13 protein-coding genes are annotated in these 16,337 nt (G+C 64.5%); 8 read left to right on the forward strand and 5 right to left on the reverse strand.

Annotated features, from left to right (window positions below):
• Nucleotides 1-175: 175 nt before the first annotated feature.
• The 5 genes from AC3ANN_RS01425 to AC3ANN_RS01445 all read right to left on the reverse strand — a co-directional run bounded on the left by AC3ANN_RS01425 (nt 176) and on the right by AC3ANN_RS01445 (nt 6,903).
• On the reverse strand, nt 176-1,597 hold the full coding sequence (locus AC3ANN_RS01425) for an APC family permease (protein ID WP_488339232.1): 1,422 nt from the start codon (nt 1,595-1,597) through the stop codon (nt 176-178).
• Between the two features lie 35 nt (nt 1,598-1,632).
• Nucleotides 1,633-2,973, reverse strand: coding sequence for an aspartate aminotransferase family protein (locus tag AC3ANN_RS01430; protein ID WP_488339233.1), 1,341 nt, complete (start codon nt 2,971-2,973; stop codon nt 1,633-1,635).
• A 284-nt stretch (nt 2,974-3,257) separates the two neighbouring features.
• The gene (locus AC3ANN_RS01435) at nt 3,258-4,046 is read right to left on the reverse strand and encodes a DeoR/GlpR family DNA-binding transcription regulator (RefSeq protein ID WP_488339234.1); all 789 of its coding nucleotides are present in this window, start codon (nt 4,044-4,046) and stop codon (nt 3,258-3,260) included.
• Nucleotides 4,047-4,190: 144 nt separating this feature from the next.
• Entirely contained in the window at nt 4,191-5,522 is a 1,332-nt protein-coding gene (gene hisD / locus AC3ANN_RS01440) for a histidinol dehydrogenase (RefSeq protein WP_488339235.1), read from the reverse strand.
• Between the two features lie 25 nt (nt 5,523-5,547).
• A complete protein-coding gene (locus tag AC3ANN_RS01445; RefSeq protein WP_488339236.1) occupies nt 5,548-6,903 on the reverse strand; it encodes an NAD-dependent succinate-semialdehyde dehydrogenase in 1,356 nt (451 codons plus the stop codon).
• A gap of 155 nt (nt 6,904-7,058) precedes the next feature.
• On the opposite strand from AC3ANN_RS01445, the gene AC3ANN_RS01450 reads away from it, so the two are divergent.
• The 8 genes from AC3ANN_RS01450 to AC3ANN_RS01485 all read left to right on the forward strand — a co-directional run bounded on the left by AC3ANN_RS01450 (nt 7,059) and on the right by AC3ANN_RS01485 (nt 16,334).
• Nucleotides 7,059-8,012, forward strand: coding sequence for a phosphotransferase enzyme family protein (locus AC3ANN_RS01450; RefSeq protein ID WP_488339237.1), 954 nt, complete (start codon nt 7,059-7,061; stop codon nt 8,010-8,012).
• Nucleotides 8,013-8,048: 36 nt separating this feature from the next.
• Nucleotides 8,049-9,419: an aspartate aminotransferase family protein gene (locus tag AC3ANN_RS01455; RefSeq protein ID WP_488339238.1), complete on the forward strand. Its 1,371-nt coding sequence runs from the start codon at nt 8,049-8,051 to the stop codon at nt 9,417-9,419.
• Nucleotides 9,420-9,734: 315 nt separating this feature from the next.
• Nucleotides 9,735-10,718 carry a phosphotransferase enzyme family protein gene (locus AC3ANN_RS01460; RefSeq protein ID WP_488339239.1) on the forward strand — a complete coding sequence of 328 codons (984 nt, stop codon included), beginning with the start codon at nt 9,735-9,737 and terminating at the stop codon, nt 10,716-10,718.
• 4 nt (nt 10,719-10,722) lie between these two features.
• Nucleotides 10,723-11,832 (forward strand): substrate-binding domain-containing protein, encoded by a 1,110-nt coding sequence (locus AC3ANN_RS01465; RefSeq protein WP_488339240.1) that lies wholly within the window; start codon nt 10,723-10,725, stop codon nt 11,830-11,832.
• A 105-nt stretch (nt 11,833-11,937) separates the two neighbouring features.
• Entirely contained in the window at nt 11,938-13,413 is a 1,476-nt protein-coding gene (locus tag AC3ANN_RS01470; protein WP_488339241.1) for a sugar ABC transporter ATP-binding protein, read from the forward strand.
• Nucleotides 13,410-14,423: an ABC transporter permease gene (locus AC3ANN_RS01475; protein WP_488339242.1), complete on the forward strand. Its 1,014-nt coding sequence runs from the start codon at nt 13,410-13,412 to the stop codon at nt 14,421-14,423. Before AC3ANN_RS01470 ends, AC3ANN_RS01475 begins: the two co-directional genes overlap by 4 nt.
• A complete protein-coding gene (locus AC3ANN_RS01480; RefSeq protein ID WP_488339243.1) occupies nt 14,420-15,439 on the forward strand; it encodes an ABC transporter permease in 1,020 nt (339 codons plus the stop codon). The genes AC3ANN_RS01475 and AC3ANN_RS01480 overlap by 4 nt, the downstream gene beginning before the upstream one ends.
• 151 nt (nt 15,440-15,590) lie before the next feature.
• A complete protein-coding gene (locus AC3ANN_RS01485; RefSeq protein ID WP_488339244.1) occupies nt 15,591-16,334 on the forward strand; it encodes a glutamine amidotransferase in 744 nt (247 codons plus the stop codon).
• Nucleotides 16,335-16,337: the final 3 nt, after the last annotated feature.

Genomic DNA, 16,337 nt, shown 5'->3' on the forward strand with positions numbered 1-16,337 from the left:
CCTGCCCCCGCCGCGCAGTGGGGAGGATGGTTGTTCCGGGTGTGAGGCCCCGCGCCGGAGCTCTTCGGCCTCCCGATCAAGTATGGGATGACCAGCGTCAAAGAGAGCGGGCGGCGTTCCGCATAGAACGCCGCCCGCATTTGACACGGAGCCCAGCACGCTCCGGTCGCCCGGGTCAGAAGCCGGACAGAGTGCGCACAGGTTTCCGGAAACCGCGCGTCACGACCGCGAGGACGATCACGCCAAGTACGAACCACCCAGTCCCGATGACCTTCGCTGTCGCATCGAGTGAGATCCAGAGAGCGAAGTTCACCGCCACACCCAGTACCGGCAGCACCCCGTAGCGGAGGATTGCCTTCGTGCCACGCTCCCGCTCCCGGAAGAGGAACTGAACGAACACGCACACGTTCACTGACATGAATGCGATCAGAGCGCCGAAGTTGACAATCGAGGCGACCGAGTTGAGGTCACCGAACAGCGCAAGCACCCCAATGGCGCCGATCACGCAGATGGACACGACGGGAGTCCTAAAGCGCGGGCTCACTCGGCCCAGAACCGACGGGAGCACGCGGTCGCGCCCCATAGAGAACAGGATTCGTGCTCCAGCGGAGAGCCCGGCAAGCGCGGAGGCGACAGCGCCGACGATGAAGATCACAGTGAAGATCACGTTCATCGCGGGGCCTGCGATCCTCAGGACCAGTTCCGTCGACGCCACGTCGGGGTTATTCATTTCGAGCCACGCGTTGGGCCACGCTAGCTGCATCAGGTAGGACATGAGCACGAAGACGGTGCCGGATATGCCGCACGTCCAAAGCACTGCGCGTCCGATCTGCCTCTTGGGGTCGCGCGTCTCCTCAGCGAAGGTGGTGATTCCGTCGAACCCGAGGAACATCAGGCAGAGGATGGATGTCGCAGCGAGAAGTCCGGGGATGCCAGCGTCGGGGTTGTTCAACGCGTCGAGGGTGAACAGTCCGGACAGATCGAACACCGCTGCGGGGCCGCCCGCCGAGACAATCGAAGTCACGAGGTAGCCAGCGAAGACAAGTAGGAACAGCACTCCGACGCCCGTCGCGACCATGCTGACCTTGGCGGACTCGCTTACTCCCTTGATCGCAAGGCCCACGATGACCACGAGCGAAATCATGCTCCATCCCCAGTCCGACACGATGGGCACCGACTGGTGCATGTAGAGCCCGATGAGGACGAACCCCAGCAGCGGCAGAACCAGGTAGTCGAGGAGCACCATCCACCCGATGATGAACGCGGGGGCAGGATGGATCACCTTGGAGACGTAGGTGTAGACCGAACCTGCGCCGACGAACTTTCGCGAGAGCGCGGCGTAGCTTAGAGCGGTCAGTGTCATCGCGAGGGTGGCGATGAGGAAGGCGAGCGCCATCATGCCCTGTGTCATCTGCGTCGCGAGACCGTAGAAGATGAAGACGCCGATCAGGTTGACGTAGGCCAGCCCGAATGCGATGAGTTGCGGCGTGCTGAGGATGCGGCGTAGGTGCGGCTGTGGTGCGGCCGGATCCGAGGTGCGACGCTCGCGACGAGCGTCAGCCACGGCGGCTTTGGGTTCGGGTAGGGCGTTGGACATGGTGCGCTTCCTTGCGTTTTGTCGAGTATGCGCCGTTACGGCTGTGAGGGAATGCTCGCGTGGGTGGCGACGTCGTGGAGGGCGGCGGTGTAGGCGTTGTTGAACCAGGTGAGGTCTTCGGGTGAGAAGGTGAGGGGCGGTCGGATTTTGAGGACCTGGCCGGCGGGGCCGACGGCGGAGATGAGGACGCCGTGGTCTTTCATGGCATCGACGAGGCGTTGGGTGGTGGCCCCGTCGGGTGTGCGGGTGGTGCGGTCGGTGACGATCTCCACGCCCAGGAACAGGCCGGTGCCGCGGACGTCGCCGATGAATTCGTAGTCGCGGGAGAGGTTGTTGATCGAGTTCTGCAGTGCTTGGCCCATGACGTCGGCGTTGCGCATGAGTCCGTTCTCGACTTCGTCGAGGACGACGGCGGCTGCGGCGATGGTGGCCGGGTTTCCGCCGAAGGTGTTGAAGTAGCGGTGGTCGGCGGCGTAGGCGTCGCTGAGCTCGCTGCTCATGCCCAGGCACCCGACCGGCAGTCCACCGGCCATCGGCTTCCCGCAGACGAGGAAGTCGACGTCGTGGGTGTGTCGCAGCACTCCCCACATCGCTGTCCCGGAGCGGCCCATGCCGGGCTGGACCTCATCGGCAAGGACGAGGCCGCCGGCTTCGCGGACAGCAGCGAATGCCTCGTTGAGCATCCCGGGGGTGCCGGGGTAGATGCCGTCGCTGGACATGATGGTGTCCAGCACCAGCAATGAGACCCCGTGGCCGTGACGGTTCAGGTCATGGATGGCGCGGCGGACGGACTCGGCGAAGATCGTGCCGGCGTTGTCGCCGTCGCGGTAGGTATCGGGCGCGTCCACGGTGCGCACGTGAGGCCCAATCGGCATCGCACCACCGTTCTCCGGGGTGATCTGCGAGGTCAGGCCCGTCACACCGTGGTACGCGTTCGTGGTGACGATGATGCCGTCGTTGCCGGTGCGCCACCGCGCGATCTGGATGGCCAGGTCATTGGCCTCGGACCCGGAGTTGGTGAACACCACCCGGTCCATCCCGACAGGGAAGGTGGCCGTGAGCCGCTCGGCGTACTCGACAATCCCGTCCTGCAGGTACCGGGTGTGGGTGTTCATCACCAGCAGCTGACGATGCACCGCTTCCGCAATAGCCGGGTTGGAGTGACCGGTGGCCTGCACATTGTTATACGCATCCAGGTACTCCCGGCCCGCGCTGTCGAACACCCGAGTGCCCGAAGCTCGCGTCATATGAAACGGCGCCGTATAGAACAACGGGTAGATATCCCCCAGCACCGCCCGCCGCCGGTCGAGCAAAGCTGCATCATCCGCAGACAGACCATCAGTCTGACCAGGAGTGAACCCGTTGATCATGGGCATAGCTGAAATCCGATCCAATACACGAACAAAGACACATCAACCCACCAACAACGCCGCCGCAGCCGCGTCTACGTGCGAGATGTGATTGATTCGATCATCATACGTGAACGGTTCAAACATGCAATAGATAAATCTGGCATCGTCGCGACGGGGTCAGAACCCGCGCTGGGCGTACGCGAGAGTCCGCCGGGGCAGCAGAACGTCCTCGTCGCGAGATGGGTCAGCACACTCCGCCCGCGACGACGGGAGTGCTGCGAGCGGGCTGCTGGCCGGACTAGTCGGCGTCAGTCCTCGGGCGAGTCCGGAACCGTCTCAACCCGGAGCCCGCTGCTTGCCAGAGTGCGCAATGCCTCGGCAGGGGAGTGGTCACTGGTGATGAGCACGTCGCCCGGGCGTGAGGTTGCGATAGGAGCAAATGACCGGGTGCCGATATGGCGAGGTTCAGCCAGGATCAGCGCCGCGTCTGACGATTCGTACATCGCCCTCTTGATTGCCGCGTACTCCGGTTTCAGGTCGGTGAGTAGGAGCGAGTCGGCGTCCACGCCCGCAGCCGTCAGGACGCAGAGATCCCACCGGTGCCGCGAGAAGAACGCCTCGGTTTCGCTGCCGTAGATATTGAAGTCGCCGGGACCGACGAAACCACCGGGGATCATGACGCGAAAGTGCGGGTCCGCTCCCAGGATGCGCGCTGACTCGAGACTGCTGGGCGCGATCACCAGGCTGAGCGGATGCTGGCGCAGTTCCTGGGCGAGCGCAAGGATGCGGGTTCCGAAGTCGAGTGCGACATTCATTCCCGGTCGAATGTGCTGCATCGCTTTGGCAGCCATAGCCGCCTTCAGTTCACTGTTGCTGCGGAGACGTTCAGCCAGCGGCGGTTCGAAGCTGCGACTGGTGGGGGCGATGGCCCCGCCATGTACACGGATGGCGGTGCCTTCAGCCTCCAACGCGATGATGTCGCGTCGGAGGGTCAGGGATGTCACTCCCAGACGCTCGCTTGCCTCTGCGGTGTTCACGCGGCCGCGTTCGCGCAGCTCCGCCCGCAACAGGTCGAGCCGCTCAGTCTGCGTCGCCAAGCGCGAGCCCCCGTTCAGTCTCCACCGTGCTCGAGATTATGTCGCCGTCTGCGCACTAACCGGCGGTCCAACAACGTCAAAACCCTACCGCGCAAGGGGCGCCGGTCCTGAATCGGCACGGCGCCCCCTGCTGGCAGGTCGGATTTACGCCTTGTTGAGGGCCGATTCCGGCGCCCAGGAGAGTGCATCGCCCCCATACTTCGACGCTCGCACGTCGCCCGAGCGGGCGTGCCCCTCGAACAGCTCCACACGAGCAGCGCGACCGAGAAGGCGTCCGAGTTCCGCGCTGGCGGCTTCCGAACGCACCTCCTGGTAGGTGACGGTCTTGATGTACTTGCCTACCCACAGTCCACCGGTGTAGCGGGCAGCCTTCCGGGTGGGCAGCGTGTGGTTCGTTCCGATGACCTTGTCTCCGAACGACACACACGTGCCTTCGCCGAGGAACAGCGCGCCGTACTGGCTCATCTTGTCCAGCGCTTCGCGCGGGTTCTCTGTGAGGATCTGCACGTGCTCGAAGGCATACTCGTCCGCCACCCGATATGCGTCGTTGAGCGAGTCAACGACAAGGATCTCGCCGTGGTCGCGCCAGGCGGCCTCCGCGAAGTCGCGCGTCGACATCCCGGGGAGGATCTGGTCGATGTAGCGGCTCACCTGGGAGGCCAGCAGGTGCGACGTGGTGATGAGCACGGCGGGCGAGTCCGGGCCGTGCTCTGCTTGGCTCAGCAGGTCCACCGCAACGATGAACGGGTCAGCGTGCTCGTCCGCAATGATCAGAACCTCAGTGGGGCCGGCGAACAGGTCGATACCGACCTCGCCGTACAGCTGACGCTTGGCCTCTGCGACGTAGGCGTTGCCCGGACCGGCGATCATGTCCACCCGCCCGATGGTCTCGGTGCCCACCGCGAGAGCCGCGACTGCCTGTGTTCCGCCGAGCAGGAAGATCTCGTCGGCGCCCGCGTGATGGAGGGCTGCCACCGTGGCGGCCGGGATCTCCCCTCGAATGGGCGGGGTGCAGGCGGTGACGCGGGGGACGCCCGCGACCTTCGCCGTCACGACTGTCATGTGTGCCGACGCGACGAGCGGGTAGCGGCCACCGGGAACATATGCGCCGGCGGCCGACACGGGGATGTTCTTCTGCCCGAGGAACACACCCGGTTCGGTCTCAGCTTCGAAGTCGGTGAGGGAGTCCAGCTGTCGCTTCGCGAAGTCGCGCACTCGGCGCTGCACCTCGATGATGTCCTCGAGCGCCTGGCTCGGGACGGTGGCGACGATCCGGTCGATGTCCTCGGCGTTCAGCTTGAACGAGTCGGGCGACCAACGGTCGAACTTCTCGGAGTACTCGCGTACGGCTGCGTCGCCCCGCTCGCGGACATCGCGGATGACGGTGCGGACCGTCTCCTGCACGGCGGGGTCCACCGATGAGGACGCGCCGCTGGCGCCGGTGCCCTTGAAATACTCGACGGCGGTTGAAGTCATTACTGTGTCTCTTTCGTTTCGGGTTCTAGCGGCCGTAGCGATAGATCTTCTTGTTGGTGAACTCGTCGATGCCGAGGCGGCCCAGTTCGCGGCCGAAGCCGGACTTCTTGACCCCGCCGAACGGCACGTCGGCACCATCGAGCCCGGCGGCGTTGACGTAGACCATGCCCACGTCCAGCTGCTCGCCGACTCGCTCCGCCCGGTCGAGGTCGTCGCAGATCACCACCGATCCGAGGCCATAAGGGGACGAGTTGGCGAGTTCGATAGCCTCTTCGTCGCTCGACACGCGGTAGAGCTGAGCGACGGGCCCGAACAGTTCCTCCGAGTACACGTCCATTTGAGGGCTGATGTTGACGAGAACGCCCGGTCGGTAGAAGTTGCCGTCGGGGGTGTTGTCGCCCACCACCAGCTCCGCGCCCTGGTCGATGGCGCCCTGCACCTGCGCCACCAGCGTGCTGGTGGCATCGTCGGAGGCCAGCGGCCCGTAGTCGCCGTTCTCTCGGGACTGCGTGGACAGCGCCTGGGTGAACTTGCCGGCGAACTCTTCGTAGTGACGGTCGATGATGATGAACCGCTTGGAGCCGGTGCAGGATTGGCCGGAGTTCTTCATGCGACCCCACACCGCGTGGCGAACGGCGGCGTCGAGGTCCTCAGTGTCGAGCACGATGAACGGGTCGGACCCGCCCAGCTCCAGGACGCACTTCTTGAGGTGTCGACCAGCCTGCTCGGCCACAATGGCGCCGGCCCGCTCAGACCCGGTCAGCGAAACGCCCTGAACGCGGTCATCCGCAATGATCGTCGAGATGTGGTCGTGGGTGGCGAACACGTTCACGTAGGCGCCGTCGGGGAACCCGGCGTCGCGGAACAGTGCTTCGAGGGCGAGTGCCGAGTCCGGGCACTGGTTGGCGTGCTTGACGATGACGGTGTTGCCGACGATGAGGTTGGGGGCCGCGAAGCGGGCCACCTGGTAGACGGGGTAGTTCCAAGGCATGATTCCGAGGATCACGCCGATACCCTGTCGGCGGATGACGGTGCGCAGCCCGTCTTCCGCCTTGATCTCCTCGTCAGCGAGCCATTCCTCGGCGCGCTGAGCGAAGGTGCGCATGATGTCAGCGGAGAAGAGCACTTCTTCGCGGCCGTCTGCGACGGGCTTACCCATCTCGCGGTTGATGATCGCGGCGAACTCGTCGACGCGTTCGCGCAGCAGTTCGGCCGCGCGCCCGACCAGCTGTGCCCGCTCGGCAACGGTGGTGCGGCGAGACCATCGGTTGTATGTCTCGTGAGCGGACGAGAGAGCGATCTCGACTTCAACGTCGGTCGCGTCGGTGTGTGCGGTGACGACCGTCCGCGTCGCCGGATCGATCACGGCGTACTTACCCATGTCCAGTCCTTCTTTGGCAGCAACGCCTGAGCGGCCGCAGTGCCGGGTTTCGTTGTGAGAACAGAATGATCACAAAACGTGATTGAAACAATCATGCGTCCTGTCGTAGAGTGCGTCAAGAGGTCTCACCGGTCAAGGAAGAGAGGGCGAGACGGATGATCGCTTCGGAGCACTATGTACGAGACGTCATTGAGCGGGCGTATGGCGTCGGCTCCGTGGAGGCGTTTCGTGAGGTGCCCTCTGAGGCGGATCTGACCGCAATCGTCGAAACCCCTCGTACGACCGTGGTCGCCAAGACGACCACTGACCAGTTCGGCAGGTGGAGCCTCACCCTGCAGGCGGAGGCCCAGCTGCGTCTGCGTGACGAGCCCGAGCTGGAGCGCCTTGTTCCCGGTGTGATCGCCAATCGGGCCGGTGAGTTCCTCACCCACGACGGGCCGGCGACGACAATGCTCATGACATTCCAACGAGGCGCGTCGATCTCCGAGGTGGAGCTGACGGATTCGTTGATCCGGGAAGTTGCGTACCTGCAGCACAAGTCCGCGAAGCAGTACGCCGAGTTTCGACCCAGCGTCGACACGCATGCATATCCGCGCCCCTGGGACCTCGGCTCATTCCGTCCCGCCGACTATGAACTCGAGCGCTACCTCGAGCCCGATGTCCTCAAGCTGGCAGAGGAGGTGTTCGCTGGGGCCACGGCCGTGAACGATAGGCCGAAGAATGGCAGCCCCTATACCGCCGAGCAGTTTATCTTCGGTGATTTCAACCTCTCCAACGTGCTGTGCACTGACGGAGTGGTCACCGGGCTGATCGATTTCGGTGACGCGGTTGTCGGTAACCAGCTCGCCGACATCGCCATCGCGCTGTGCTACCTGCAGTTGCACGACCGCGGAATTTCGCAGACCGAACTGCTCGATGTCTACATGACGGAGCTCGCCAAGCATCAGGACCCGCCTTCGAGTTCCGAACTGGTCGACCTCGGTCATCTGGTCCGGGCGCGTGCGCTCATGGTGCTGCTTAACGGTCGTGAAGTGGCGGCAGCGGAGCCGTTCCGCAGTGAGTACGCGCTGCGCTATGACGCGGCTGCGGCGGCGTTGTTGGTGGGTTGATGTGTCTTTGTTCGTGTATTGGATCGGATTTCAGCTATGCCCATGATCAACGGGTTCACTCCTGGTCAGACTGATGGTCTGTCTGCGGATGATGCAGCTTTGCTCGACCGGCGGCGGGCGGTGCTGGGGGATATCTACCCGTTGTTCTATACGGCGCCGTTTCATATGACGCGAGCTTCGGGCACTCGGGTGTTCGACAGCGCGGGCCGGGAGTACCTGGATGCGTATAACAATGTGCAGGCCACCGGTCACTCCAACCCGGCTATTGCGGAAGCGGTGCATCGTCAGCTGCTGGTGATGAACACCCACACCCGGTACCTGCAGGACGGGATTGTCGAGTACGCCGAGCGGCTCACGGCCACCTTCCCTGTCGGGATGGACCGGGTGGTGTTCACCAACTCCGGGTCCGAGGCCAATGACCTGGCCATCCAGATCGCGCGGTGGCGCACCGGCAACGACGGCATCATCGTCACCACGAACGCGTACCACGGTGTGACGGGCCTGACCTCGCAGATCACCCCGGAGAACGGTGGTGCGATGCCGATTGGGCCTCACGTGCGCACCGTGGACGCGCCCGATACCTACCGCGACGGCGACAACGCCGGCACGATCTTCGCCGAGTCCGTCCGCCGCGCCATCCATGACCTGAACCGTCACGGCCACGGGGTCTCATTGCTGGTGCTGGACACCATCATGTCCAGCGACGGCATCTACCCCGGCACCCCCGGGATGCTCAACGAGGCATTCGCTGCTGTCCGCGAAGCCGGCGGCCTCGTCCTTGCCGATGAGGTCCAGCCCGGCATGGGCCGCTCCGGGACAGCGATGTGGGGAGTGCTGCGACACACCCACGACGTCGACTTCCTCGTCTGCGGGAAGCCGATGGCCGGTGGACTGCCGGTCGGGTGCCTGGGCATGAGCAGCGAGCTCAGCGACGCCTACGCCGCCGACCACCGCTACTTCAACACCTTCGGCGGAAACCCGGCCACCATCGCCGCAGCCGCCGTCGTCCTCGACGAAGTCGAGAACGGACTCATGCGCAACGCCGACGTCATGGGCCAAGCACTGCAGAACTCGATCAACAACCTCTCCCGCGACTACGAATTCATCGGCGACGTCCGCGGCACCGGCCTGTTCCTGGGCGTGGAGATCGTCACCGACCGCACCACCCGCACACCCGACGGGGCCACCACCCAACGCCTCGTCGATGCCATGAAAGACCACGGCGTCCTCATCTCCGCCGTCGGCCCCGCCGGCCAGGTCCTCAAAATCCGACCGCCCCTCACCTTCTCACCCGAAGACCTCACCTGGTTCAACAACGCCTACACCGCCGCCCTCCACGACGTCGCCACCCACGACGCGGCAGGAGAGATGTCACCGAAACCCGACCTGGAGAGTACGCAGCACTAACGCCTGGCGGAGCGCCGACGCATCGCCTACCCGATACCTGCCGAGACCTTCTGGTTCATCGGCTGATTGAAGACCTCAAGTACAAGGAAGTACTCGATGAACAACTCCCATTCGCTGGGTGCCGTACTAGGCGAAACAGCCGCTACCGCAGACACGGCAGTAGCTGATGCGCGGCGGCCCGAAGCGGCGCCGACCGGTGTCAGCAACGCCGTCAGCGACCACCTGTTTCCGGCACGTTTCGACCACGTAAGAGTATCAAATCGAACGTCAAGAGTGATTGAACCGATCACTGTCTTGCCCCTACAGTCCGTGACTATGCACAAACAGCAAGAGCGCGCGGAGCACAAGAACGCCTCTGAGCAGTACCTGCGCGAAGTCATCGAAGAGGGATACGGCGTGGGGTTCGTCTCGTCGCTGCGACCAGTGCCCTCCGAAGCGGATCTCACTGCGATCATCGAGACGTTGAGCGGCACTGTCGTCGCCAAGACGACGACGGATCACTTCGGAAGGTGGAGTCTCACGCTGCAGGCGCAGGCACAATCGCGTCTGCGTGAGGAGCGCTTGCTGAGCGACTTGGTGCCCGCCGTGATCGCGAACGAAGCGGGCGAGCAGCTGACCTTCGACGGCGATGTAACGACCATGCTGATGACGTTTCAGCAGGGCGCATCGATCTCAGATGTCGAGCTGACCAGTGCACTCGTCCAGGACGTCGCCTACCTCCAGTACCAGTCCTCTCAGCAGTACGCGGGTTTCACACCCGACCTCGACATGCGGGCCTACCCGCGGCCCTGGGACCTCGGCTCATTCCGCGCGGACAACTACGACCTGGAACGCTATCTTGCGCCCGACGAGCTGAAGCTCGCAGCTGAGATCTTCTCGGGAGTTGCTTCCGTCTACGATCGTCGGCGCCCGGTCAGCCCCTATACCGCGGAGCAGTTCATCTTCGGAGACTTCAATCTCTCCAACGTCCTCTGCACCGACGGTGCAGTGTCAGGGCTGATCGACTTCGGCGACGCAGTCGTCGGCACTCTCCTCGCCGACATCGCTATCGCCTTGTGCTACCTGCAGCTCCATGACCGTGGCCTCGAGCGCTCCACCCTCATCGACGTCTACATGACCGAACTCGCCAAGTACCAGGACCCGCCTTCTACCGCCGAACTGGTCGACCTCGGCCACCTCGTGCGCGGCCGGGCGCTGATGGTCCTGCTCAACGGACGGGAGGTGGCGCAGGCCCAGCCCGCGCGCAGCGCATACGCACTTCGCTACGACTCTGCCGCTGCAAAACTCCTCGCCAACTGAACCCTTGCAACACGCGTATCACCCCATCCATCACAGAACAGGAAGTACAGCAATGAAGAAATCTCGTGCACTGAGCGTCCTCGTTGGGGGCCTCGTCCTCACCTCTCTCGCCATCGCGGGCTGCAGCAGCGGCGGCGCAACCGCCGAACCTGCCCCCGGCGGCGATGGCGGCGAAGATCAGCAGTACGTCGTCGGTATCAGCAACACGCTCGCCAGCAGCCTGTGGCGCGAGCAAATGATCTGTTCCATCAAGGCGGAGGCTCTTGCCAGCGGCAAGGTTTCCGAGGTCATCACCGTCAGCAAGGATGGTGGCCCGACCGAGCAGATCCAGGACCTGCAGAACCTCATCTCGCAGGGAGTCGACATCCTCGTCGTCAACCCGTCCGACCCGGAGAAGCTCAACTCCATCATCGCCGAGGCACAGGCGCAGGGCATCACGGTCGTCGTCGTGGACTCGACCGTCACCGCACCGAACACCCACATGGTCACCAACGACCAGGTGGCTGTCGGTGAGCTCGAGATGCGCGGCCTGGCCGAGATGATCGGTGGCGAGGGCGATGTCCTCTACATGCGCGGCATCCAGGGTGTCCAGGCCGACACCGACCGGGACACCGGCGTGAAGGCTGCGCTCGAGGACTACCCCGGCATCACCATCAAGGAAGTCTGGATGGGCTGGGACTACACCAAGGCCGGCGAAGTTGCCGTCCAGGAGTTCACCGCGAAGCAGTACGACGGCGTCTGGAGCTCGGGGGCCGACTTCCCCGTGGTCAAGGGCATCGAAACCGCTGGGGCTGAGCCCGTGCCCGTTGCTGGTGAGGGTTCCAACGAGTTCATCAAGCTGCTCTCCGAAGGAGCCCAGGGCGTCATCGTGACAAACCCGCCCGCCATCGGAGGCGCCGGCCTGAACGTCGCACTCCGCGTGCTCGACGGCGAGGACGTGCCCTACAGCACCGTGATCACGCCGGAAACGTTCAACTCGACCGACAACGCCGACGAGATCAAGGACATGTACCTGCCGGGCCAGCCGCCGCGATTCCAGACCACGCTGTCGGTGCCGGGCCTGACGACGTACACCGAAGAGCAGGTCCTGGCGTGCAAGGGTCCCGGCGAGTAATCGCAGGGCGCTGAGCACATCACATCAAAGGGCGGCCGCGCGGCGATCCCGCGGCCGCCCCCACCCCCACCGCTGGGGTTGGTCTTGGGAGGTTGGAGAGGGCTGATGGTGGAGCCGTTGCTTACTGCTACGGGTGTGTCTAAGTCGTATGGCGCGGTGCGCGCTTTGAAGTCCGTGGACTTGGAGGTGCGCCCCGGTGAGGCGCACGCGCTGCTGGGTGCGAACGGTGCGGGTAAGTCGACGTTCGTGAAGATCCTGACCGGGGTCGTCGGGCTGGATGCGGGGACGCTGGAGATGGACGATGGTCCGCTCGCGCTCGCGAACCCGCATAAGGGTCTGGCGCGTGGCATCGCGTCGGTGTTCCAGGATCCCGCGCTCATTCCCGATTTGACGGTGATTGAGAACTGTCAGCTCACCGGCAGCTCGGTGCCGCGCGTGCGCGCGGAGCTGGAGAAGATGGGTCTAGGCGAACTAGACCTGCGCGAGAAGGCGAGCCGGATTCCGCTGCCGTTTCAGCGGATGATCGATCTGGCGCGGGCGCTGAGCCATGAGCCGCGACTGCTGATCCTCGACGAGATCACGGCGGCGCTGCCCCGTGACCTGGCGGAGAAGGTCTTCGATGTGATGGCTGAGCAGGTCTCCCGCGACCGGGCGGTGCTGTTCATCTCTCATCGTCTGGACGAGGTGATCCGGTACTGCACGATGTGCACGGTTTTCCGCGACGGTTACACCGTCGCCACGTTCGCTCCCACGGAGGGTGGTGAACGCCGCATCGTCGCCTCCATGCTCGGTGAGGAGGCCGCCGTTGACCGGTCGGACTTCATCGAGCGTGCTCCCGTCGAACTCGGCGACACCTTTCTCAAAGCGGAGCTGGTGTCCAGTGGCCTGGCTGAGGATGTCACCTTCGATGTTCGTGCGGGCGAGGTGGTGGGCATCATCGCGTTGGAGGGGCAGGGGCAGGATGATCTGTTCTCTTGCTTGGCGGGGCAGACCCGGCTCCGTTCGGGTGCGGTGACGTTGCGGGGGACCCAGCTGAAGGCTTCGCATCCGGCTGACGCGATCCGCAAGGGGCTCGTTCTGGTGCCCAGTGACCGGTTGATGGCGTTGCTGCCGCAGCGTCCGGTGCATGAGTCGATTGCGTTGCCGCTTCATGCACCGTTGCGTAAGTGGGGGCCGTTCAGTCTCACGAAGGAACGCAAGGTTGTCTCCTCGGTGATCGACCGGTTGTCGATTGATACGCGTGCGGCGGCGCAGAGCCGCCGGCTGTCTGGTGGTAATCAGCAGAAGCTGACGATTGGCCGGTGGTTGGCGGCAGGCTTCGACACGATCCTGCTGTTCGACCCCACCCGGGGGATCGATATCGGTGCGAAGCATCAGATCTATGACCTGGTGCGTGATCTGGCGGCCGATGGCAAGGCGGTCCTGATGTATACGAGTGAGCTGCGTGAGGCGAACTTGGTGTGTGACCGGATCCTGGTGCTTCGCCGGGGAACCATCGTCGGGGAGTTGAACCCCCGGGCTACTGAGAAAGAGATGCTGAACGCCATGTATGGCGTCGTCGAAGAGGAGGTCAGCGAATGAGCGCGCCACCCCCCGCTCTGGTCTCGACCACGAGTCTGCCGGTCCCGTCCACACCGTTGCAGCGGTTCCGTGAGCGATACGGCTGGGTTGTTGCCATCGCGGTGCTGTTGATCGTGTTGGTGTTCTGGCGGGCCAGTCAGCTGCCGATGTTCGGTGGTTTCGCGGTCCGCACGATCACGGCCGGGTCGCTGTCTCTCGCACTGGTGGCTGTCGCCCTCGGTGTGGTGGTCATCACCGGCGGGTTCAACTTCGCTGTCGGGTCGATGGTCGTCTTCATCAACTGCTTCTCGGCCTGGCTGATGGAAGGACAGGGCCTGGTCGCGTGTCTGCTGATCGCGTTGCTGTCCATCGTGCTGGCCGTGGTGGTGTCCGCGCTGATGGGGTGGATCTCGGTGATCTCCGGGGTGCCCGACATCGTGGTCACCCTGGCGATGAGCTTCATCCTTCCCGGGGTGGCGTTGATGATCCTGGGTGGGCCGGGTGGGGGCACCTCGCCGGAGTTCGTGAGCCTGATCGTGGGTGACTTCTCCAACCCGCTGCCGTCGCTGCTGTGGCTGATCGTTCCGCTGCTGCTGGTGTGGTTCCCGCTCTCGCGCAGCCGTTATGGGAAGGCGCTCTACGCCATCGGAAGCGACAAGCAGGCCGCGTTCCTAGCCGGTGTGAACGTGGGACGCACCCGCGTGCTCGCCTACGCCGTGTCCGGGTTCTTCTGCGGCCTGGCCGGCATCGTCACCACCGCCTACACCGCCAGCGGGGAACCGCGAGCGAGCATCGGCCTGGGGCTGCTGCTGAGCGCCGTCGCCGCGGTCGTCCTCGGCGGCATCGCCCTGCAAGGCGGCACCGGCGGCATGATCGGCCCCGTGCTGGCCGCCTTCATCCTCAGCCTGATCCCCGCCCTGATGCTCGGCCTGGGAATCGACCCGAACACCGCCGAGACCGTCCGCGGCGTGATCCTCATCATCGTCGTCCTCATCGGCGGCTGGCTACAGACACGAAGGAGAGTGTCATGAACGCGAACCTCAAGGCCGAGGCAACCCCGCCGGCCACCAGCACCGAACCACGACCCAAGCGCAGCCTGGGCGAGACCCTCCGCCGTCAACCCGTCCTGGTGCTGGGCCTGGTCTTCATCGTGCTCTACATCATCACCGGGCTGCTGGACCCCACGATGTTCTCCGCCGCGGGAGTGCGCTCCATCCTGCTGCTGGCCGCCCCACTGGGCATCTTCGCCGCCGCGCAAACCCTGGCCATGCTCACCGGCGGCATCGACATGAGCATCACCATGACCGCCAACCTCGCCGCCTACGTCGCCGCGAACTTCGCCGGCGCCAGCCAGCTCGAAGCCCTCGCATTCGCGTTCGGCATCGGCCTGATCGTCGGCGTCCTCAACGGCATCGGCATCGGCGTGTTTAAAGTCAACGCGCTGATCATGACCCTCGGCGTCTCCTCCATCCTCCTCGGACTGACCATCGTCGGAATGAAAACCGGAGGCATCCTGGCCGGATCCAAAGACATCCTCCCCATCGTGTCCTACCTTGGCGGCGGATCCCTCATCGGACCCATCCCCGCCAGCGCCCTGGTCTGGATCCCCCTCTCCATCGCCCTGATCTGGGGACTCAAGCAAACCGGACTCGGACGAGCCATCTACGCCATCGGCGACAACCCCACCGCCAGCCGACTCGGCGGCATCCGCGTCCCCCTGGTCCTCATCGCCGTCTACGCCATGTCCGGACTGCTCGCCACTCTCGGCGGGCTGCTGTTCTCCGGCATCTCCTCCTCCATCGGACCCGACCAAACCAACGGCTACCTCCTACCCGCCATCGCCGCCGTCGTCATCGGCGGAACCTCCATCCTCGGCGGCATCGGCGGCTACGGCGGCACCATCATGGGCGTCCTCATCCTCACCCTCCTCAACCGCCTCCTCCTCACCCTGGACACCAGCGAAGCGATGAGACAAATCATCTTCGGCGCCATCGTCCTCGCCCTCGCCTGGGTCTACGTCCGCATCTCCGGCCAACGCACCACCTAAAACCATGACCCCGCCGATGGCGCTCCACCGTGAGTAGCCGAGGAGACGTCACCAGGAGGCTCCCGCAGACCCCACACACATCTAGACGACACAGCCACGAACAACACGGGCGCTGCGCGAGCGCGGCCGCCAACAGTTAGAAAGCAGGAAAATGAAGATTCTCTTGGTCGGTGAAACCTGGGTGATCGCGGAAACGCACATCAAGGGCATCACCACGTACGGCACCGGCTCCTCGGTCAACGAGGCTGCGCCCCTGATCGACGCGCTGACCTCGGCAGGCCACGAAGTCGTCCATCTCGGAAACGATGTCGCTCTCGCCGAAGTGCCGAGGACAGTCGAAGCCATCTCGCAATACGACGTCATCCTCTTCAGCGACGTGGGAGCTGACAACCTGCTGCTACACCCGGACACTCTCGCACGCGCGCAGCGCACCGGAGACTTCCTTGGACTGCTGCGCGACCACGTCAGCGAAGGGGCCGGTTTCGCCATGATCGGTGGCTGGATGTCCTTCTCTGGACGAGAGGGCAAGGCGCGCTACTACGGCACCCCCGTTGCCGACGTGCTGCCGGTCACCATGCTCGGGTACGACGACCGGAACGAAGCTCCCGCTGGGGTGACCCCGCGCGTCACCTCGGAGTCGCCGATCATCGACGGTCTGCCGTCGGAGTGGCCGTGGTTCCTGGGATACAACCGGGTCCAGGCAAAGGCCGAGGCGCTCACCGTGCTGACCTTCGACAACGACCCGCTGCTTGTCACCGGCGAGTACGGACAGGGCCGAAGCGCTGCATTCACCTCTGACTGCACCCCGCACTGGGCCGGCAACTTCGTCGAGTGGCCCGGCTACGTCAAGTTCTGGGATCAGCTCGTCCGCTGGCTTGCGGCCGCTCGAGCCTGAAAC

Source organism: Microbacterium sp. STRO-2N (assembly GCF_057747775.1).